The 20469-nt window shown below is 66.6% G+C and carries 19 protein-coding genes; 11 read left to right on the top strand and 8 right to left on the bottom strand.

Annotated elements, in window-relative coordinates; genetic code table 11:
• The first annotated feature begins 5 nt into the window (after positions 1 to 5).
• The 3 genes from ACEN9G_RS07305 to ACEN9G_RS07295 all read left to right on the top strand — a co-directional run bounded on the left by ACEN9G_RS07305 (position 6) and on the right by ACEN9G_RS07295 (position 4331).
• Positions 6 to 1076, top strand: coding sequence for an AI-2E family transporter (locus tag ACEN9G_RS07305; protein WP_413338815.1), 1071 nt, complete (start codon positions 6 to 8; stop codon positions 1074 to 1076).
• 101 nt (positions 1077 to 1177) lie between these two features.
• Complete coding sequence (locus ACEN9G_RS07300; protein WP_413338817.1) at positions 1178 to 3682, top strand: cellulose binding domain-containing protein; 2505 nt, start codon at positions 1178 to 1180, stop codon at positions 3680 to 3682.
• A gap of 28 nt (positions 3683 to 3710) precedes the next feature.
• Positions 3711 to 4331, top strand: a complete 621-nt coding sequence (locus ACEN9G_RS07295) for a PEP-CTERM sorting domain-containing protein (protein WP_413338819.1) — start codon at positions 3711 to 3713, stop codon at positions 4329 to 4331.
• An 88-nt stretch (positions 4332 to 4419) separates the two neighbouring features.
• Here the strand turns inward: ACEN9G_RS07295 and ACEN9G_RS07290 are convergent, their stop codons facing one another.
• The 5 genes from ACEN9G_RS07290 to pdxR form a co-directional block, all read right to left on the bottom strand.
• Positions 4420 to 5556 carry an acyltransferase family protein gene (locus tag ACEN9G_RS07290; RefSeq protein ID WP_413338821.1) on the bottom strand — a complete coding sequence of 379 codons (1137 nt, stop codon included), beginning with the start codon at positions 5554 to 5556 and terminating at the stop codon, positions 4420 to 4422.
• Complete coding sequence (locus ACEN9G_RS07285) at positions 5553 to 6281, bottom strand: LytR/AlgR family response regulator transcription factor (protein ID WP_413338823.1); 729 nt, start codon at positions 6279 to 6281, stop codon at positions 5553 to 5555. The genes ACEN9G_RS07290 and ACEN9G_RS07285 overlap by 4 nt, the downstream gene beginning before the upstream one ends.
• Entirely contained in the window at positions 6278 to 7342 is a 1065-nt protein-coding gene (locus ACEN9G_RS07280; protein WP_483126534.1) for a sensor histidine kinase, read from the bottom strand. Before ACEN9G_RS07280 ends, ACEN9G_RS07285 begins: the two co-directional genes overlap by 4 nt.
• An 11-nt stretch (positions 7343 to 7353) precedes the next feature.
• Positions 7354 to 7824, bottom strand: a complete 471-nt coding sequence (locus tag ACEN9G_RS07275) for a nuclear transport factor 2 family protein (protein WP_413338827.1) — start codon at positions 7822 to 7824, stop codon at positions 7354 to 7356.
• A 102-nt stretch (positions 7825 to 7926) separates the two neighbouring features.
• Positions 7927 to 9300 carry a MocR-like pyridoxine biosynthesis transcription factor PdxR gene (pdxR, locus tag ACEN9G_RS07270; RefSeq protein ID WP_483126533.1) on the bottom strand — a complete coding sequence of 458 codons (1374 nt, stop codon included), beginning with the start codon at positions 9298 to 9300 and terminating at the stop codon, positions 7927 to 7929.
• Between the two features lie 65 nt (positions 9301 to 9365).
• Between pdxR and ACEN9G_RS07265 the strand changes: the two genes are divergently transcribed.
• On the top strand, positions 9366 to 10409 hold the full coding sequence (locus tag ACEN9G_RS07265) for a redoxin family protein (protein WP_483126532.1): 1044 nt from the start codon (positions 9366 to 9368) through the stop codon (positions 10407 to 10409).
• Complete coding sequence (locus ACEN9G_RS07260) at positions 10406 to 11323, top strand: DMT family transporter (RefSeq protein WP_483126531.1); 918 nt, start codon at positions 10406 to 10408, stop codon at positions 11321 to 11323. Before ACEN9G_RS07265 ends, ACEN9G_RS07260 begins: the two co-directional genes overlap by 4 nt.
• Here ACEN9G_RS07260 and ACEN9G_RS07255 read toward each other — a convergent pair.
• Positions 11256 to 11873, bottom strand: coding sequence for a glutathione S-transferase family protein (locus tag ACEN9G_RS07255; protein WP_483126530.1), 618 nt, complete (start codon positions 11871 to 11873; stop codon positions 11256 to 11258). The genes ACEN9G_RS07260 and ACEN9G_RS07255 overlap by 68 nt on opposite strands.
• A gap of 85 nt (positions 11874 to 11958) precedes the next feature.
• Between ACEN9G_RS07255 and ACEN9G_RS07250 the strand changes: the two genes are divergently transcribed.
• Positions 11959 to 12783 carry a DUF6597 domain-containing transcriptional factor gene (locus ACEN9G_RS07250; protein WP_413337587.1) on the top strand — a complete coding sequence of 275 codons (825 nt, stop codon included), beginning with the start codon at positions 11959 to 11961 and terminating at the stop codon, positions 12781 to 12783.
• A 185-nt stretch (positions 12784 to 12968) separates the two neighbouring features.
• Positions 12969 to 15035, top strand: coding sequence for an acyltransferase family protein (locus ACEN9G_RS07245; RefSeq protein WP_413337586.1), 2067 nt, complete (start codon positions 12969 to 12971; stop codon positions 15033 to 15035).
• On the opposite strand, the gene ACEN9G_RS07240 is transcribed toward ACEN9G_RS07245, so the two are convergent.
• A complete protein-coding gene (locus tag ACEN9G_RS07240) occupies positions 14989 to 16335 on the bottom strand; it encodes a hemolysin family protein (RefSeq protein ID WP_413337585.1) in 1347 nt (448 codons plus the stop codon). The two genes, ACEN9G_RS07245 and ACEN9G_RS07240, sit on opposite strands and share 47 nt — an antisense overlap.
• 48 nt (positions 16336 to 16383) lie before the next feature.
• On the bottom strand, positions 16384 to 17298 hold the full coding sequence (locus tag ACEN9G_RS07235; RefSeq protein ID WP_413337584.1) for a LysR family transcriptional regulator: 915 nt from the start codon (positions 17296 to 17298) through the stop codon (positions 16384 to 16386).
• Between the two features lie 122 nt (positions 17299 to 17420).
• Between ACEN9G_RS07235 and ACEN9G_RS07230 the strand changes: the two genes are divergently transcribed.
• From ACEN9G_RS07230 to ACEN9G_RS07215, 4 genes are read left to right on the top strand one after another with little or no spacing between them, the layout of a single operon-like run.
• Positions 17421 to 18491, top strand: a complete 1071-nt coding sequence (locus tag ACEN9G_RS07230; RefSeq protein WP_413337583.1) for a DUF475 domain-containing protein — start codon at positions 17421 to 17423, stop codon at positions 18489 to 18491.
• A gap of 43 nt (positions 18492 to 18534) precedes the next feature.
• Entirely contained in the window at positions 18535 to 19110 is a 576-nt protein-coding gene (locus tag ACEN9G_RS07225; RefSeq protein WP_413337582.1) for a TerD family protein, read from the top strand.
• Between the two features lie 31 nt (positions 19111 to 19141).
• Positions 19142 to 19837 (top strand): TIGR00266 family protein, encoded by a 696-nt coding sequence (locus ACEN9G_RS07220; protein ID WP_413337581.1) that lies wholly within the window; start codon positions 19142 to 19144, stop codon positions 19835 to 19837.
• Positions 19838 to 19857: 20 nt separating this feature from the next.
• A complete protein-coding gene (locus tag ACEN9G_RS07215; protein WP_413337580.1) occupies positions 19858 to 20439 on the top strand; it encodes a TerD family protein in 582 nt (193 codons plus the stop codon).
• Positions 20440 to 20469: the final 30 nt, after the last annotated feature.

The following is a 20469-nucleotide window of genomic DNA, read 5'->3' as shown; positions in this document are numbered from 1 at the left end:
GCTGAATGGACAAACGACCAGGTAGAAACTACACGCGCGCCGCCGTCGTCATCCTGCTGACGCTCGGCTGCCTCTACGTCCTGCAACCCTTCCTGGCCGCGATCCTGTTCGCGGCCGCCGTCGTCATCTCGTCCTGGCCCCTGTACCAGCGCCTGCTGCTGCGCCTGCGCGGCCGGCGCACGCTCACCGCGCTGACGATGACGCTCTCCCTCACGCTGCTCGTGATCATCCCGCTGGCGCTCGTCGCGTACAACCTCGCGGACAACGTCGCGTCGTCGTTCGACCAGATCCGCGCCGCTTTGAACCAGGGCGAGCTGCTGCCGCCCAAGTGGATCCGCGACATCCCGCTCGTCGGCGACCAGCTCGACAACTACCTGCGCCAGCTCGTCGCCAGTCGCGACCGCATGATGGAACTCGCGCGGCGCATGGTCGAACCGGCACGCCACGCGCTGCTGTCCGGCGGGATGATGCTGGGGGCGGGCGTCGCGCAGATGAGCCTTGCGGCATTCGTCAGCTTCTTTTTCTATCGCGACGGCGAAGCGCTGATGGCCGTCATCAGGGCCGCCATGCACCGCATCATGGACGAGGAGGCGGAATCGGTCGCGGAGATCGTCAGCCAGACCGTGCGCGGCGTGATGTACGGCCTGCTCGGCACGGCGCTGGCGCAGGCGCTCGTCGCCGCGCTGGGCTTCTTCATCGCGGGCGTGCCCGCGGTGCCGCTGCTGTCCGTGCTCGTGTTCGTGTCGTCGCTGATTCCCGTCGGGCCGCCGATCGTGTGGGGCGGGGCGGCCATCTGGCTGTTCGCGCAGGGCGAGACGGGATGGGCCATCTTCATGCTCGTGTGGGGCTTCTTCCTGATCAGCGGCGTCGACAACGTCGTGCGCCCGATGCTGATCAGCCGCGGCTCCAGCCTGCCGTTCCTGCTGACCTTGTTGGGCGTGCTGGGCGGCGTGATCGCGTTCGGCTTCGTCGGCATGTTCATCGGCCCCACGCTGCTTGCGGTGGGCTATTCGCTGATGAGCGGGTGGACCCATACGAAGGATCCGATCGTCAGGCAGAACGGCAATGGCGTCTAAAGTGATATTTCGTTAGTTTCTTTGGTGATTAATGGACTATTAACGTTCGTCTCCTGAATGCACAATTGTTCGATCCACTACGAACAAAAACGGAGACGACGATGCAATTGAAAAAAACGCTGGCCCTGACGCTGGGTCTGCTGGTCTCGCTCGGCGCGAACGCCGAGACCTACCGCTGGGACAACGTTGCAATGGGCAGCGGCGGTTTTGTCAGCGGAATCATCCCAAGTAAACTCGAGCGCGGCGTGATCTACGCCCGCACCGACGTGGGCGGTTCCTACCGTTGGGATGCCCATAACGAACGCTGGGTCGCGCTGACGGACTGGATCAGCGAAAGCGATACCGGCCTGATGGGCGTCGAGTCGATCGCGGTCGACCCGCGCAACCCGGGCACCGTCTACATGCTGGCCGGCACCAGCTACTTCAGCAACGGCAAGACCGTGATCATGCGCTCCACCGACTACGGCCAGCATTTCGACCTGGTCGATGTGACGGCCCAGTTCAAGGCCCACGGCAATGGCATGGGCCGCTCGAACGGCGAACGACTGCAGGTCGACCCGGGTTCGAGCAACGTCCTGTTCGTCGGTACGCGCGACAACGGCCTGTTCAAGAGCGTCGATTCAGGCGCGACCTGGACTCACGTGAACGGGCTGAACGTGGCCTCGACGCCCAACGGCAACGGCATCAGCTTCGTGCTGCTCGATCCGACCAGCGTCAGCGGCGGGACGGCCAAGCGCATTTTCGTCGGCGTATCGCGTTACGGCTCGGTCGGACCGAACCTGTACATGAGCAAGGACGGCGGCATCACCTTCGCCCCGGTCGCGGGTGCGCCGGCGAACCTGATGCCGCAGCGCGCGGCATTGACGAACAAGGGCCGCCTGTACCTGACCTATGCCAACGGCGCCGGACCGCACGGCCAGAACGACAGCGAACCGATGACCGCGGGCCAGGTCTGGGAATACAACATGGTCGGCGGCGCCTGGACCAACGTCACGCCGGCCGGCATGACCAATGCGTTTGCCGGCATCAGCGTCGACCCGAGCAATCCGAAGCACCTGATCGCGTCGACCACCAACATGTACTGGCTGCAGCACAGGAACCCGGACGGGTACGGCGACCACATCTTCACCTCCTACGACGCCGGCCGCTCCTGGGTCGACCTGATGCAACGCGGCATGGAGATCGACCCGAACGGTATCGACTGGGTCAAGGAATCCTCGATCCACTGGGCCGGCGACGTCGAGTTCGACCCGTTCGATCCGAAGACCGCGTGGGTGATCTCGGGTAACGGCGTGTTCAGGACCACCGATCTCGACGCAACGACGAGCGTCTGGAAGTTCGACGTGAAAGGCATGGAAGAAACCGGTTCGTTCGCCGCCGAGGCCATCCCGGGCGGCCCGTTCGTGTCCGTCATCGGCGACTACGACGGCTTCACCCAGCCCGATCCGTCCCAGTACGCCCTGCGCCATTCGCCGGGCGTCGGCACGACGACCGGCCTGGCCGTGGCGCCGCAGGCGACGCACGTGATGGCGCGGGTCGGCTCGAACGCCATGTACATCTCCACCAATACGGGCGCGAGCTGGCAAAAGGCGCCGACCATGAACGGCAAGTTCGGCAACCTGGCGCTGTCGGCCGACGGCGCCGTGCTGCTGCACAGCCCGGAAGGTTCGCCCACCACGTATCGCTCGACCGACTTCGGCGCCAACTGGACGCCGGTGGCCGGCCTGTCCGTGAAGGACGCCTATCCGGTCGCCGACCGGGTCAACCCGGCCAAGTTCTACGTCTACGACATTAGCACGGGCAAGATGCTGGTCAGCACCGACGGCGGCGTGTCGTTCAACGCCACGGCCACCCTGCCGGCCGGCGGTAACAGCCTCGTGCGCGCCACGCCCGGCATCGAGGGCGACGTGTGGGCCTGCGTGGGTTCGAAGGGCATCTCCCATTCGACCGATTCGGGCGCCACGTTCACCAGCGTCGGCGGGATCAGCTCCTGCGGCACCATGGGCCTGGGCAAGGAAGCGCCTGGCGCCAGCTATCCGACCCTCTACATGTGGGGTACGGTGGGCACGTCGCGCGGCCTGTTGCGCTCGATCGACAAGGGCGCTCACTGGGACCGCGTCAACGACGACGCCCATCAATACGGCGGCACGCTGGGACGCTGGGTCACCGGCGACATGAACACGTATGGCCTGGTCTACATGAGCACCAACGGTCGCGGCATCGCCTACGGCAAGATCGATCCGACCGGCGATGTGCAAGTGGTTCCGCAGGTTCCGGTCAAGCCGGCGCCCACCGCCGTGTGCAAGTACGAACTCTCCAGCACCTGGTGGGGCGGCGGCATGGCCACGGTCTCGATCACCAACCAGGGTACGGAGACCTTGCATGGCTGGGAGGTGTCCTGGACCTACAGCGACGGCACGTATGTGTCGGGCAGCGCGTGGAACGGGGTCGTGACGGGCAGCGCGCCGACATTCACCGCGTCGGACGGCGGCGGCTGGAACAAGGACATCGCGCCGGGCGGCACGGCCGCGCTCGGCTTCGTCATCGCGGGCCAGGACGCGCTGAACGCGAATGTCCCGCAAGTGACCGGCGACATCTGCAAATAACGAACCCCGATACAGCAAAGGTATTCCCATGAAAAAGACTCTGTTCGCATTGATCGCCAGCGCCAGCCTGATGCTGGCCGGCGCCGCCAACGCCGGTATCGTCGGTTTCGAGAACGTGGCCACGGACGGCGACTTCGCCAGCCTGGGCGACATCAATCCGTATGCCGGCCTGACCTTCAGCGACGACTGGTATGCCGGCGACACCGGCATCGACGGCTACGGCAACGGCGCCCACGGCGGCACGCATTTCGCCGTGAACGGCTTCGGCTCCGACGGCGCCACCATCGGCAGCGCCACGCCGTTCAGCTTTGCCGGCGCGTGGTTCGCGGCGCCGATTGGCGCCGCGGACAAGGCGTCGTGGATCGCCATCTCCGCCTATGACGCCTTCAATAACCTCATCGGCACGACCGGTCCGGTCGCGATCGGCAGCAGCTACACGTGGGCGGCCGCGGCATTCGACAACGTGTCGTCGCTGACCATCACGCGCGATACCGGCTGGTTCGTCATGGACGACTTCACCACCGCCGCTTCCGTTCCCCCCAGCGGCACGGTGCCCGAGCCGGCCAGCCCGCTGGTGCTCGGCCTGGGCGCGTTCGCCCTGATCCTGGGCCGCGCGCGCCGCCGCAAGGCGCCTGGCGCGGCGGCGTGAATTAAATCGTCAGGCTGGCTGGGCGCGTCTGTTCCACCGAGTCCCGCCCACGCGAGGCTCGACATGAGCGTAGCATTGCCATGGAAGATCAGCGTACGCCGGCCGTGCGATGGAATGCGCTGTCGGCGATATGAGCGGTGGTCAGGCGCGCGCGCAGCCGCATGAACGGCGTCTCCACGCAGCGGTACAGCACCCAGCCGCCGGCGCAGCCCGCGCCCATGACGGCGACGACGGTGAGCGGTGCGCCCGCATCGATGTGCAGGCGCTCGATGTGCGGCCGCAGCGCCATGAACACGGGCTTGTGCACGAGGTAGACGGCGTACGACCACAGCGCCAGTTGCGACGCGCCGGGGATGTCGATGCGGTTCAGGATGCACGCCGGGGACAGCGCCGCGCACGTCATCAGCGCGCAGCCGATCGCCAGCAGCGAGAATCCGAACGTCGACGTCATGGCTGTCGTTGGCCAGTCGAGGTGGATGCAGGTCAGGATGCCGGCGCCCAGCGCGAGGCCCGCCGCGCACAGCGCGTTCGCGTGGCGCAGCAGGCGAGTGAAGGCGTGCGGATGGAAGTTGCGCAGCAGGGCGATGGCGACGCCGGGCAGCAGTTCGTCGGCGCGGCAGAAGCTCGAGTAATAGACCTCGGCCATGAACGCATCGTGCCCGTGCAGCGCATACGCCGCGGCGCGCGTGGCCATGCCCGCGACGATGCCGCCCACGAGCAGGCCCCACGCGAACCGCACGGGAAAGCCGATGCGCGCGAGGGCCAGCACGACGAGGGGCAGCAGCACATAAAACTGCTCCTCGATGCACAGCGACCAGGAGTGTGTAAACGTCTGGCCGTAGGCGAGTCCGAAGTTCTGCGTGAACGTCAGGAAGCGCCATGGGTCCGCCATGCTGGAACCGCCGAGCGGCGCGCCCGGAAACAACCAGTACACCGCCAATACCACGTAGTAATTGGGCAGCGTCCGTAGCAGGCGCCTCATGAAGAAGGTCTTCAGCGACAGGGATTCCCCGCGCGCGGCCGGGGCCAGCAGCTGGTTACCGATCAGGTAGCCGCTCAGCACGAAGAACAGGTCGACGCCGGCCCAGCCGACCTGGCCGACGACGCCGAAGGTGGGCGCGTGGCTGACGAAACCCATGTAGTGGCTCATCAGGACGAGCAGGATGGCGGCGGCGCGCAGCAGGTCGAGGCCGCGCAGGCGGGCAGTGATGGCAGATTGGATCATGGATGCGCAAGAAGGGTCAGCGCCTGTGTCAGCGCAGGCATGTACGTTCGGCTCGCGCGCAGCAAGGTGCCGTCGCGCAGGCGCAGCATGGCGTCGCGGTTCGTCAGCGCACGCAGTTCGGCGACGACGTCCAGGCGCACGATGCTGGACCGGTGCACGCGCTGGAACCGGGCCGGATCGAGGCGCCGGGCCAATTCTTGCAGCGGTTCGCGCACGAGGTAGGTCTTGCCGCCCGCGTGCAGCGTGGCGTAGTCGCCATCGGCCTCGATGCGCTCGACGTCGGCCGCGTCGACGAGCACCGTGCGGGTGCCCACGCGCACCGTGAAGTTGCGCGTCCATGCGGGCGTTGGCGCGGGACGCATGTGCGTCATGGCCGTGCGGGCGCGGTCCAGTGCTTCGTCCAAGCGGTCGTCGTCGACGGGTTTCAACAGGTAGTCGAGGGCGGCCAGGTCGAAGGCGCGCACGGCGAAGGTGTCGTGGGCCGTGAGCAGGATCGCCAGCGGACGCGTGGCGCGGGGCAGGGCGGCCAGCATGTCGAGGCCGTTCTTGCCGGGCATCTCGACGTCGACGAACACGAGGTCGGGCCGGCTCGCGGCGAGGCCGGCGGCGGCCGTGTCGCCATCGCCGTATTCCGCCACCAGTTCCAGGTCCGCGTGGCGCGCCAGTCGCGCCTTCACGGCGAGCCGGGCCAGCGGTTCGTCGTCGACGATCGCCACGCGCATCATGCCGCCACCCCAGTGCTCACCCTGAGGGGCAACGTCAGCGACACGTGGAAGCGGCCGTCGCGCCAGCCCGCATCGACCCGCTGGGCATCGCCGTACAAATGGCGCAGGCGGTTCGCGACGTTGGCGAGGCCGATGCCGCCGCCGCCTTGCGTCGGCTGGGCGCCGTCGTTGCGCACGTCCACGCACAGGCGGTCGTCCGCGCGGTCGATGCGGATGTCGATGCGGCCCGGCGCGGCGAGCGGCGCAATACCGTGACGGACCGCGTTCTCGACGAGCGGCTGCAGCATCAAATAGGGCACGGCGGCATCGAGCAGGTCGGGCCCCGCATGCATCGCCAGTTGCAGGCGCTCGCCGAGGCGCGCTTTTTCGATGTCGAGATAGGCTTCCGTCAGCGCCAGTTCCTCGGCCAGTGTGTGCTCGTGGCGGCCGTCGTGCGCCAGCGTGGCGCGGAGAAAATCGGACACGCGGGCGAGCATGCGGTTCGCGTCGCGGTTGGCGCCGGCCGCGACGAGGGCCGACACCGCGTTCAGCGTGTTGAACAGGAAGTGCGGATTGACCTGCAGGCGCAGCGCGCGCAGTTCCGCGTCGCGCGCATCCGCGAGCGCCTGCGCGAGGCGCAGCCGGGTGCGTTGCAGCGACAGGTAGTACACGGCCACCGCATGCATCGCGCAGAACGCGACCAGCGCGAGCCAGCAGCCGTCCAGGCCGCGCAGGAGGTCGTCCCAGTGGTAGCCCGTCTCCAGCCCGAGCGCGATCGACAGCCACTGGCCCAGCAGCGAGTTCGCGACCGCCATCGCATACGACGCCGCGAGCAGGACCAGCGTCATCGCCCACCACGCGCGGCCCTGGCGCCATAGCGCGCGCTGCAGCAGGACCAGCGGCACGGTCCAGACGGCGCACGCGACGAAGAACAGCGTGCGGAACGCGACCGCGTAGCCGTGGCCGAGCGCGGGCAGGCCGAGGATGGCCATGCACGTGAACACCGGCAGGGCGGCGAGGACGGGGACGAGGAGGGGAGTGTCTTCTTTCACGGCGGCGTGGCGTATGGACGGATCGGCCATTCTAGCCCGCGTCACTGGTGGACGGAATACAGCATCGCGACAATTTTCCAGCCATCGTCCGTGCGCACGAGCTGCCACGTTTCGCTGCCGCGGTTCGTCACCTTGCCGTCGGCGAGGAAGTCGAAATCGAACCACACGGAGGCGACGGTGCCGTTCGTGCGGACGCGCACGTCGTAGAAGCGCTCCTCGATCGGCCTGGCGCTGTGCGAGACGAATTCGGCGAACTCCTGCCACGTGGATGGCTCCAGGCGCCGCGCGGCCGGATTGCGCGCCTTTGCCGCCGCATACGTCGGTTCGTCCAGCACGGACCACCAGCTACCGCCTTCCTGCACGAACAGCGACCCGAGGGTCTTGCCGTCGCGCGCGACGATGGCGGTCTGGAATTGCTGCACGAGCTGGCGGATGGCCGCGTCTTCGGCATTGGCCGCGTGCGCCGGACCGGCGAGGCAGAGGGCGAGGAAGAGAGAAAACAAGGCGCGCATGGCGGCTCCCGATATGGAAAGACACCACGATAGGCGTGTCCGCGCGCGCGGGCCAGCACGCTGCGCTGGACCGTGCGCGCCGTGCGGCGAACCGGTAGCGGCTCAGCGCAGCAGCGCGGCCAGCGCGGCGCACGCGGCCTGCGCGCGCTCGGGCGGCACGTTCGTCACGCCCAGCAGCAGGCCGCCGGGCGCATCGTCTTCTTGCGCGCGCCACCACGACAGGGCGGACGGCGCGAGGCCGACCGTGCGCGCTCGCGCCGCCAGCGCGGCATCGTCGACGCCGTCCGCCAGCGGCAGCAGCACGGACAGGCCGGCCTCGGCATGCGCCAGGCCGAGATCGCGCAGGCAGGCGCACAGCGCGGCGCGGCGCTCGGCGTACACGCGCTTCATGTGGCGCAGGTGGCGCAGGTAGTGGCCGTCGCGCAGGAATTCCTCGATGGCGAACTGGATCGCGGGTGCCGGCGCCGCCGCGGCGACATCGGCCACGCCGGCGACCGCGGGCGCCAGCGCGGGCGGCACGACGAGGAAGGCGACGCGCAGCGCCGGGGCGATCGTCTTGCTGAAGGTCCCGATGTGCAGCACGCGGCCGGCATGGTCGCGCGCGGCGAGCGCCGGCGTGGCGCGGGCTTGCAGCTGCAGCTCGCCCAGGTAGTCGTCCTCGACGATCCACGCGCCGCGCGCCGCGGCCCAGTCGAGCAGCGCATGCCGGCGCGCCAGCGACAGGGTCATGCCCAACGGCGCCTGCTGGCCCGGCGTGACGACCGCCAGTGCCGCCTTCGGAGAGGATGCGATGCCCGCCGCTACGTCGAGTCCCTCCGCATCGACAGGCACCGGAGACGGCGTCACGCCATATTGCGCGAGCACGGTACGCGCCGACGCGTAGCCGGGATCCTCGACCCACGCGGTGCGTCCTTCCAGCCGCAGCGCGCGCAGGGCGAGGCCGAGCGCGGCGGCATGGCCGTTCGCGACGAACACCTGCGACGGGTGGCATGCGACGCCGCGCGCGATGCCGAGGTAGGCCGCGATGGCGGCGCGCAGCACCGGTTCGCCGCGCGGATCGGGATACCCCAGCGGCTGCGCGGCCGCGGCGCGCGCGGCACGGCCCATGATGCGCGACCACGTCTTGAAGGGGAACACGTCCTGGCCCGGCACGCCGACCTGGAACGGGACCGGTGCGGCGAGGCGCGGCGGCGGTGTAGCCGGGCGTTCGGGCGCGGTGCCCGCACGCACCGCCTGCCGCGCCACGCGCGTGCCGGCCGCGCCGGCGGTGACGATGAGCTGTTGGTCGCGCAGGCTGTCGTAGGCGGCGCGCACGGTGCCGCGCGCGACGCCCAGCTGCACGGCCAGGTCGTGCCAGGACGGCAGCCGGGCGCCGGGAGAGAGACGGCCGTCGTGGATGGCGGCACCGATCGCGGCGGCGATCTGGCCGGCGACGGGTGTGCGTGCGCCGCGGTCGATGTTGATCGAAAGGTCCATGCGGTGAATGGTACAGGGATTCATGCAATTCTTGCGTCTTTGGCCTGATCCAAGTGGCGACTACGATGAAAGCCTCATCCACCGTCACCATGAAGAATCCCATGACCCTCATCCACTTCATCGCCGCCCTGGCCACCGCGCTGTTCGCCTGCGCGACCTGCGGGGCCGCGGACGACGGCGCCAGCCGCGCCGCGCACGCCGGCCAGCCGCTGATCGGCCAGCCGGCACCGGCCGCCGTCCTGCGCACGCTCGACGGCGGCACCATCGACCTCGCCACCCGCTACGGCAGGAAGCCCGTCTACCTGAAATTCTGGGCCACGTGGTGCGCGCCGTGCCTGCAGCAGATGCCGGGCTTCGAACGCATCCACCGGCAGTACGGCAAGCGCATCGACGTCATCGCCGTCAATGCGGGCTTCAGCGACACCGAGGCCGACGTGCGCGCCTACCGCGCCCGCCACGGCCTCACGATGCCGATCGCGCTCGACGACGGCACCCTGGGGCGCCGCCTGAACCTGCGCGTGACGCCGCAGCACGTGCTGATCGGCGCCGACGGCCGCATCGCGTACGTGGGCCATCTCGACGATGCGGCCCTGCATGCGGCGCTGGATCGGGCCGCGCAAGGCCGGGTGGCGCCGGCGCCGGCGCAACCGGTCGCGCTGGCACCGCAGGCGCAGGCCGCACGCGTATTCCATGTCGGCGACAAGGTCGAAGGTGTCGACCTGCCTGCCGGCGCGGCCGGCAAGCCGCGCGCGCTCGTGTTCTTTTCGCCGTGGTGCGAGACGTATCTGCGCGAGACCCGTCCCGCCACCGCACAGGCCTGCCGGCGCGTGCGCGAGGACGCGACGCGCCTGATGAAACGGGGCGGCGTGGACTGGCTTGCCGTCGCCGCGCCGCTGTGGACGTCGGCCGCCGAACTGGCGGCCTACGCGAAGGCGCATCCCGGCACGCCGCCGGTCGCGCTCGATCGCGAAGGCGCCGCGTTCGCCGCCTTCGGCATCCGCGCGATTCCGAGCGTCGTGCTGCTCGATGCGCAGGGCCGCGTGGCGCGCGTGCTGGGACCGGAGGAGCGGGGGCTCGATGCCGCGCTGCACGCGGCGAGGGGGCAATGATGAAGAAGAGCGACATTGCCTGCCTGACGGCGCTGGCCGCGCTGTGGGGCGCATCGTATCCGTTCATGCGCGTGTGCGCCGGCGAGTTCGGCGCGCTGACCTTGGCCGGTGCCCGCGCCGCCATCGCCGCCGTGCTGCTGCTGCCGCTGCTCGGCGGCGACTGGCGTGCGTTGCGCCGGCACTGGAAACCGGTGCTGCTCGTGGGCCTGACGAATTCCGCGCTGCCGTTCGTGCTGTTCGCGCTCGCGGCGTTGGGCATCAACGCGAGCCTGTCCGCCATCTTCAACGCGGCCACGCCGCTGTACGCGGCCGTCATCGGGCGCGCGTGGCTGGGCGAGACGATCGGCCGTACACGCGCCGCCGGGCTGGCGCTCGGGTTCTGCGGCGTGGTGTGGCTCGTGGCGGACAACGCCGGTTTCAAGCCGGGGGCGACGGGATGGGCCGTGCCGGCATGCGTGGCGGCCACGATGCTGTACGCGTTCTCCGCCCATTTCAGCAAGCGTTATCTCGCGACCGTGCCGCCGCTGGCCGTCGCCGCCGGCAGCCAGCTGGCCGCCGCGCTCATGCTGGCGCCGGCTGCACTGGCCCTGCATCCGGCGACGCTGCCGTCGGCCCATGCGTGGGGCGCGCTGCTGTGCCTCGGCGCGCTCTGCACGGCGCTCGCGTACCTGCTGTTCTTCCGCCTGATCGCCCGCGTGGGCGCGGCGAAGACGATGGCCGTGCCGTTCCTCGTGCCCGCGTTCGGCGTGCTGTGGGGCGTGCTGTTCCTCGGCGAGACTGTTACGACCGCGATGGCGGCCGGCAGCGCCCTGATCGTGCTGGGGACGGCGCTGGCCACTAGCCTGATCAACCCTGCGCGGCCGCGAGCAGCGCATCCGCTTCCGCGGCCCGGCGCGCGGCCGGACGCGAACTGACGCGATCGATATAGGCCATGATCTCGGGCAGTTCCGGCACCAGCTTGAACATCGTGGCCCAGCCGAGCGAGATGCCCCACAGGACGTCGGCGGCGCAGAAGCGTTCGCCCAGCAGGTACGGACCCGCGCGCAGCTGGGCCGTCAACGTGGCCAGCATCGTGTCGAAGTCGCCGTATGGGCACATCATCGGCGGCGTGGGCTCGCGCTTCATCGCGAGGTCGGTAATGGCCGGCTCGAACGACGAGCCGTAGAACGCGAGCCAGCGCAGATAGGGACCGCGCAGCGGATCGTCCAGCGTGGGCGCGAGCCCCGCTTGCGGGAACAGGTCGGCCAGGTAGATGAAGACGGCCGGCTGCTCCGTGACGAGGGCATCGCCGTGGCGGATGGCGGGAACCTTGCCCATCGGGTTGATGGCCAGGTACGCCGGCGCGCGCTGCTCGTTCTTTTTGAGGTTCAGCACGTGCAGGTGGTAGGACGCGCCGAGTTCTTCGAGCAGGATGCGGGCCGCGCCGGAGCGCGAATTCGGAGCGTGGAACAGGGTCAGGTTCATCGGGTCCTCGTGATGGCGGTGAGCGGACAGAGTAGGCTTGCCCGCCGCTGCCGTCTTGGAAAAACGCGAATGCTAGAATGCCCCGATGAGCCATCTTCCCACTGTCACCGACCGCGCCAAGGGCGTCGTCGCGCCGGCGCTCGCCGGCAAGATGTTCCGGCTCGGCCGCTACCTGCCGCCGCCGGATCTGGCGCCGTTCCTCGATCATTACTGGATCGTCGAGTGGGACTTGCAGGGCCGCCTGCCGCACACGCAGCGCACCTTGCCGTATCCGTGCGTGCACATCGTGTTCGACCGCGCCCGCACGGGCATCTGGGGCCTGACGACGGGCTCGTTCGATTACGAATTGAAGGACGCGGGGAAGGTCTGCGGGCTGCGTTTCCGGGCGGGCGCTTTTCGCGCGTTTCTCGGCCGGCCGCTGCACACGATCACGGACAAGGTGCTGGTGCTCGGCGACGTGTTCCCGTGGGACGAGGGGGCCGCGCAGAGTGCGGTTTTGAATACGACGGACGATGCCGCGATGATCGAGGCGGCGGGGGCGCTGCTGCGCTCCGTACTGCCGGCACCCGATCCGCAGGTCGACCGGATCGCCGCGATCCTGCGCGCGGTGGAATCGACGCCCGGATTGACGCAGGTGGAGGAGCTGGCAGCCGCCGCGCAGATGGGCGTGCGCAGCCTGCAGCAGCTGTTCAGCGAGTACGTGGGCGTGAGCCCGAAATGGGTGATCCGGCGGTTTCGGTTGCACGAGGCGGCGGATCGCCTGGCGCAAGGCGCGGACGTCGACCTGGCCGCGCTGGCGCAGGGGCTCGGGTATTTCGACCAGGCGCACTTCACGTCGGATTTCCGGCGGCTCGTGGGCAAGTCGCCGGGGCGGTATCGCGAGGAAGCGCGGCAGGCACTCGGCGCGTGACCTGTTCAAGACGCATGGAGCAGTGTCCAGACTGCATCCGCGTACCGCCAATGCGTAGCTAATACAAAAAAGACGACACTCGGCGTCGATTGATGCACGTCGTGAATATCAGTGACTTTTCCGGCTAGGCTAACTGCTTTGCTGGATGGTTTGCATTGTTAATTGTCGCTCGCGCGGCCGCAAACATGTCACTCCCTCACCTTTCGCATCCCAAGTACCGGCGCGACATCGACGGTTTGCGCGCCGTCGCGGTCCTGTCGGTGGTCGCCTTCCACGCCTTCCCGGAATGGATCAAAGGCGGATTCATCGGCGTCGACGTGTTTTTCGTGATATCGGGTTATTTGATCTCGACGATTGTCTATGAAAACCTCGACCGCGGGACATTCAGTTTCACCGAGTTTTATCTCCGTCGCGTCAAGCGCATTTTCCCGGCGCTGCTGCTCGTCCTGGTGTCCTGTTACGCGTTCGGCTGGTTTTCCCTGCTGGACGACGAATACATGCAACTCGGCAAGCATATCGCCGGCGGCGCCGGCTTCGTTTCCAACCTCGTGCTATGGAGCGAATCCGGTTATTTCGATAACGCGGCCGACACCAAGCTGCTACTGCACCTGTGGAGCCTGGGTGTCGAGGAGCAGTTCTACATCTTCTGGCCACTGTTGCTGTGGTTCGCCTACCGCGTACGCCTTAACCTGCCCGGTATCGGCATACTGGTTGCCCTCGTGTCCTTCGGCTTGAATCTGCACCAGGTCAAGGTAGACGCCATTGCGGATTTCTATTCGCCGCAAACGCGTTTCTGGGAGCTGATGCTGGGAAGTATTCTCGCCTGGGTGACGCTGTACAAGCCCAACTTCACGGCCGCGAACGCGCCTCGGCCGGAACGATGGTCCAGCACCATGTCCGTGGTTGCGGCCCTGCTGCTGGCATTCGGTTTCTGGCACATCGACAAACGCCTCGGCTTTCCAGGCAAATGGGCGCTCGTCCCCGTACTGAGCGCGGTGCTGCTGATCTTCGCGGGTCCTGGCGCCTGGGTCAATCGCGTGATCCTGTCGAACCGGATCGCGGTATGGATCGGGCTGATCAGTTTCCCGCTGTACCTTTGGCATTGGCCGTTGCTGACGTATGCCCGCATTATCCACAGCAAAGTCCCGGCTGCTCCGGTGCGCGGCGCGATCGTGCTGGCGTCCATCGTCCTTGCCTGGCTGACTTACCGGCTGGTCGAAAGGCCCGTACGGCTGGGCCGCCGCGCCGGGTTCAAGGTGGCAGCGCTGGTGGCCCTGATGCCGGTCGTCGGCGTGGTGGGCTACGACACGTTTGTCAGGTACGGGCTCGCTTTCCGCGAGGTCGTGAAGATCAATACTTCGATCGCTACGGGCAACGACGGCGGTCCGGGCGTGGAACTCGTGCATGATTGTGGAATGAGCGAGACCGACAAAGCCTTGTTCTTCGGCTGCTTCAAGGATCCGCGCGGCCCCGTCAAGTACGCGTTGCTGGGCGACAGCAAGGCAGGCGCGCTGTGGCCCGGCGTCGTACGTACCTCGAGCGCCGCCGGGCGCTGGCTCTTGATCGGCGATAACGGACCCGGCGGCGGTTCCGTGCCGATCTTGTCCGACAACCGTATCTTCAGTCCCTACCGGACTGTTGCAGCGTCCATGGTGAACGCGGCGGCGGCGAATCCGGACATCCAGGTAGTCGTCATTGCGACATCCGCGCGCGCAATGTTTTCGCTGGAGCACGACTACACCATCGAAGACCTGCCTACGAATAACAATGGCGATGCGGTCGCGGCAGGCTTGCGTAACACCGTAGAAAAGATCGTTCGCGCCCGCAAGAAAGTCGTGCTCGTCGTCGACAACCCGACATTGGCCCATCCGGAGGATTGCCTTGGCCGCATCGCGTCGATTCCTGTCGTGAACAAGCTGTTTGTCGCAGAAAATGAGAACTGCAGGATTTCGCTGGATCGGCAACTGCAGTTGTCGCAGAAATACCGTTCCGTCCTGGAGGATGTGCGCGCAGTATTTACCGACGACGTGGCGCTGTTCGAGACGGCGAAATATCTGTGCGACGACGTGACCGGTTATTGCGGCATGCGCAAGGACGGCCGTTTCCTGTACGGCCATACGGACCACATATCGGACTATGCCGCCGGGCTGATCGGCAAAGATCTCAACGCATTCCTCGACGCGAACAGATCAGGAACTGCTTCTCTCAGTCCAGATCATCGTCATCCGCCCCCCGCTCCAGCTGCGGAATGACTTTGACGAGCAGGATGCGCGGCCCATTGGTCTTCTTGACCACGACATCGAACTTCGGAAACTCGATGCGCTGCCCCTGCTTGGGAATATCCCCCAGCTTGGCCATCAACAGCCCGCCGACGGATTCGACTTCATCGAGCCCCATCTCTTCGTTGTTGATGTCGATGCCGAGCACGCGTTCGAGCGAGACGATCGGCAGGCTCGCCTTGCCGATGTAGGTGCCGTCGCCCTGCGGCAGCCAGTCGTTTTCGTTGAGGCGGAACTCGTCGCGGATCTCGCCGACGATGGCGCCCAGCAGGTTGTCCAGCGTGATGAAGCCGACCGGACGCTTGCCTTTCTCTCCGATCAGCGCGAAGTGCGGGGCGCCGCTGCGGAACCGGCGGAACAGCTCGATGGCCGGCGTGCGCGCCGAGATCAGGTCGACGGGACGCAGGTAATCCGTCAGGTCATCGACGTCCTTACCGGACTGCTCGGCGAAAAACAGGTCCTTCAGGTGGATCACGCCCAGCACTTCCTCGCCGTCCTCGTCGAAATACGGGTAGCGCGAAAAGCGGTTGCGGCGCATCGTGTCGAGGTTCTGCTCGAGCGAGCGGCTCGCGTACAGCGCGCTCACCTCGTTAATGGGGCGCATGAGGTCAGCCACCGTGTGCTGGGCGAACTCCAGCGACTGCGCGAGGATGTGGCGCTCGTCGTGCGTGAAGCGTTCGGCCGGCGTGCCCGTGTTGGTGCGCAGGATCAGTTTGAGTTCGTCGTTCGAGTAATGCGTTTCGTGGCCGCCCACGCCCGAGAGGCCCGCGACGCGCAGCACGAGGTTGGCGCTTTCGTTCAGCAGCCAGATGGCCGGATACATCGACCAGTAGAAGCCGTACAGCGGCACGGCGCTCCACAGGCCCACGGCTTCCGGCACGCGGATCGCCAGCGACTTCGGCGCCAGCTCGCCCACGACGATGTGCAGGAACGAGATCACGCTGAACGCCACGACGAACGACACGCCGTGGATGATCTGCGGGCTCGTGACGCCGACCAGCGAGAACACCGGTTCCAGCAGGTTCGCGAACGCGGGTTCGCCGACCCAGCCCAGGCCCAGCGACGCGAGCGTGATGCCCAGCTGGCACGCCGATAGATAAGCGTCGAGCTGGCTGTGGACCTTGTAGAGGATGCGTCCGCGCAGGCCGCCCGTTTTGGCGATGGCGCGCACGCGGGTCTTGCGCAGCGTGACGATGCCGAATTCGGCCGCCACGAAGAAGCCGTTCAGCGCCACCAGCAGCAGCGAGAGAACGACGAGCAATACGTTTTGCATAGAAGGTAAGTTTACTCGAAAGGCAAAAGCCGAGCTGCATTGTAACGGTCAGGCCGCCGGGAGCGTCGCTTTTTGCGATCCCGCCAGGATGGCCTCGACCGCCGGATGCATGATCTTGCGGTCGCTCGAGATCATGTAGAACTGTTCGCGCACCGTCGGAACAAGCCCGACCCGCACGGCGCCGAACTGTTCGGCGACGTCGTCCGCCAGCGCGGCCGGCGCGAAGAACAGGCCCAGGCCGCGCCGGCCGAACGTGTTGAGCAGCGCGTTGTCCTCGAACTCCCCGACCACGTCCGGCCGCACGTGGTGCTGTACGAACCACTCGTCGATCTTGCCCCGCAGGGCATTATTACGTGCCGGCAGCAGGAACGGCGCGCCGTTCAGATTCTTCGGGAACTCGTCGTCCGCGCCGCCGTAGCGCTGCGCGAGCGCGGGCGTGCCCACGACCACCATCTCGCTGTCGAACAGCTGGTGGCTGAACACTTTCAGGGTCGCGCCGGCGCGCACTTCGCGGTCGGTCAGCACGACGTCCAGCTTGTGCAGCGCGAGGTCGGCCAGCAGCGCCTCGAACTGGTCTTCGTAGCAGACGATGCGCACGGGGCGGTCCATGCGCGTGACGGCTTCCAGCATGCGGTAGGCCGACAGCTTCGGCAGCGAGTCCGAGATGCCCACCGTGAGGCGCGTGCGGCCGCTGTCGAACTCGTTCAGCGCCTCCTGCATCTGCTCGCCCAGCAGGAAGATCTGGTCGGCATAGCCCAGCGCCAGCCGGCCCGCTTCCGTCAGCACGAGGCGCCGGCCCTGCTGCTTGAACAGCGTCTTGCCCAACGATTGCTCGAGCAGCGTCAATTGCGAACTGACCGTCTGCACGGCGAGGCCCAGCCGTTCGGCGGCACGCGTGATGCCCCCTTCGTTGGCCACGACCCAGAAGTAGTACAGGTGGCGGAAATTGATGTCGGATTTCATTATCACGTGAATAACGCAGGTTTTTTCGAAGTGATTCTCTTGTTATCTTCGCTTTTTCGATTGGATCATCGCCTCTACACTGCGCCTTGTCAACAACTCATATCCCAAGAAGGGACATAAGAATGAAGCATTTTAGGGTGTCATTCATCGTCACGGCGCTGTGCCTGCTGGGCTCGGCATGGTGGGGCTACGAGCATGCCGGCGTGGCCGGCGCGCTGACGGCGATGGGTATCGCCGCGATTCTCGCGGTCATGGAAGTCTCGCTGTCGTTCGACAACGCGGTGGTCAACGCCTCCGTGCTGAAGACCTGGGACGAGTTCTGGAAAAAGCTGTTCCTGGGCGTCGGCATCATCATCGCCGTGTTCGGTATGCGCCTGCTGTTCCCGCTCGTGATCGTCGCGGTGGCGGCCGACCTGGGCCTGATGGACGTGTGGAACATGGCCTTGCAGGATCCGAAGCAGTACTCGATGCACCTGACGAACCACCACGCGGAAGTGGCGGCATTCGGCGGCATGTTCCTGCTGCTGGTCTTCCTGAACTTCCTGTTCGATGAAGAGAAGGAACACCACTGGCTTGGCCACTTCGAAGCCAAGCTCGGCTCGCTCGGCAAGGTGTCGTCGATCGCCGTGATGATCTCGATCGGCGCGCTGATGGCCAGCCTGTCGCTGGTGCCGGAAGCCCAGAAGATGGTCGTGCTGATCTCGGGCCTGTGGGGCATCCTGATCTACGTCGGCGTGGACGTGCTGTCGAACCTGCTCGAGAAGTCGGAAGAGGGTGGCGGCGACGTCGGCGAGATGGTCAAGCGCGGCGGTATCGGCGGCTTCCTGTACCTGGAAGTGCTGGATGCATCGTTCAGCTTCGACGGCGTGATCGGCGCGTTCGCCATCACCAACGACGTCGTGATCATCATGCTGGGCCTGGCGATCGGTGCGATGTTCGTGCGTTCGCTGACGGTGTACCTGGTGGAAAAGGGCACGCTCGACCAGTTTGTGTACCTGGAGCACGGCGCTCACTACGCGATCGGCATCCTGGCCTTGATCATGCTGGCGAGTATGAAGTTCCACGTGCCGGAACTGGTCACGGGCCTGGCGGGTGTCGCCTTCATCGGTGCCTCGGTGTGGTCGTCGATCCGGTATCGCAAGAAGCAGGAAGCGTTGGGTGTGGGCGGCAAAGCGCTGGCCCACGCCGAATGAAACGTGAACAAGGCAGTACCTATCAACCTGAAGGAGAATCATCATGGCAATCAGCTTGCAAAAAGGCGGTAACGTCAACCTGTCGAAGGAAGCACCGGGCCTGTCCAGCCTCAAACTGGGCCTCGGCTGGGACGTGCGCGCCACCGATGGCGCCGCGTTCGACCTGGACGGCGTCGCGTTCCTGCTGAACCAGTCGGGCAAGGTCCGCTCGGATGCCGACTTCATCTTCTACAACAACGCCAAGTCGTCCGACGGCTCGGTGACCCACTCGGGCGACAACCGCACCGGCGCTGGCGAAGGCGATGACGAGACCCTCAACATCGACCTCACGAAAGTCCCGGCCGACGTCGACCGCATCGTGCTGGCCGCGACGATCCACGAGGGCGATACGCGCCGCCAGAATTTCGGCATGGTCGGCAAGGCGTTCATCCGCTGCATCAACGCGGCCAACAACAGCGAGATCGCCCGCTACGACCTGTCCGAAGACGGTTCGACCGAATCGGCCATGATCTTCGGCGAGGTGTATCGTAACGGCGCGGACTGGAAGTTCCGCGCAGTGGGCCAGGGTTTCAACGGCGGCCTCGGCCCCCTCGCCAAGAACTATGGCGTGAGCGTCTAATCTAAAACGCCGGCCTGAAAGGAAGCTAGAAATGCCAGTGTTTACCGTGACCGGGGACGTCGATCCCTTCCTGCATGTATCGCTGAAGCGCGGTGAGACCATCTACTGCGAATCGGATGCGATGGTCATGATGGAATCGACCCTCGACCTCAAGGGCAAGATGAAGGGTGGCCTGGGCAGCGCGCTGATGCGCACCTTCGCCAACGGCGAGTCGTTCTTCCAGCAGCACATCGAAGCGACCCGCGGCGACGGCGACTGCCTGCTGTCTCCCACGTTGCCGGGCGCGATGCAGGTGGTCGACTGCGGCCCGAACCAGTTCATCATCAGCGACGGCGCGTTCGTCGCGGCCAGTTCCAGCGTCGACCTGCGCGTGCGCACCCAGAGTCTCGGCAACGCGCTGTTCGCCCAGAGCGGCGGCTTCTTCGTGACCGAGACGTCGGGCAGCGGCCAGGTGGTCGTCTCCGGCTTCGGCTCGATGAACGTGCTCGATGTGGAACCGGGCAAGGACGCGATCATCGACAACTCGCACGTCGTCGCCTGGGATAGCACCCTGCACTACGAGGTCTCGATCACGACCGGCACCAGCGGCGGCTTCCTGGGTAACCTGATCAACAGCCAGACCAGCGGCGAGGGCCTCGTCCTGCGCTTCTCCGGTCGCGGCAAGATTTATGTCTGTTCGCGCAATCGCACCACGTTCAAGGCGTGGATGCAGGCGCCCGGACGCTGACAATCAAAGGAGTATTAACTATGGCAGTCAACCTGCAGAAGGGCCAGAAGATCTCGCTGGAGAAGGAAGCCGGCGGCGCCCTGTCCCGAGTGACGATGGGCCTCGGCTGGGACGTCGCGAAGTCCGGCGGTTTCTTCGGCTTCGGCGCAAAGAGCCAGACGGTCGACCTCGACGCGTCGGTCGTGATGTTCGACGAATCGAACCGCCCGGTCGACGTGGTCTGGTTCCGCCAGCTGAAAAGCCGTGACGGCAGCATCACGCACACCGGCGACAACCGCACGGGGGCCGGCGACGGCGACGACGAGCAGATCGTCGTCGACCTGCGCACGGTGCCGGAGAACGTGAGGTCGCTCGTCTTCACCGTCAACAGCTTCACGGGCCAGAATTTTTCGACGGTCCAGAACGCGTTCTGCCGCCTGTTCGACACGAGCAACGGCAAGGAAATCGCGCGCTACGACCTGTCGGTGCAGGGCACGCACACGGCCCAGATCATGGCCAAGCTGTACCGCCATAACGGCGAATGGAAGATGCATGCGATCGGCGAGAACGGCACCGGCCGCACCTTCGACGACCTGATGCCGCTGATCGTCCCGCACCTCTGATGTAAATTTTTTGTCGTCCCTGCGGACCAG

The sequence above is a fragment of the Massilia sp. Masssp94 genome (assembly GCF_059491305.1).
Note: the sequence above shows the minus strand (reverse complement) of the source record. Positions and strands in the feature narration are given on the sequence as shown.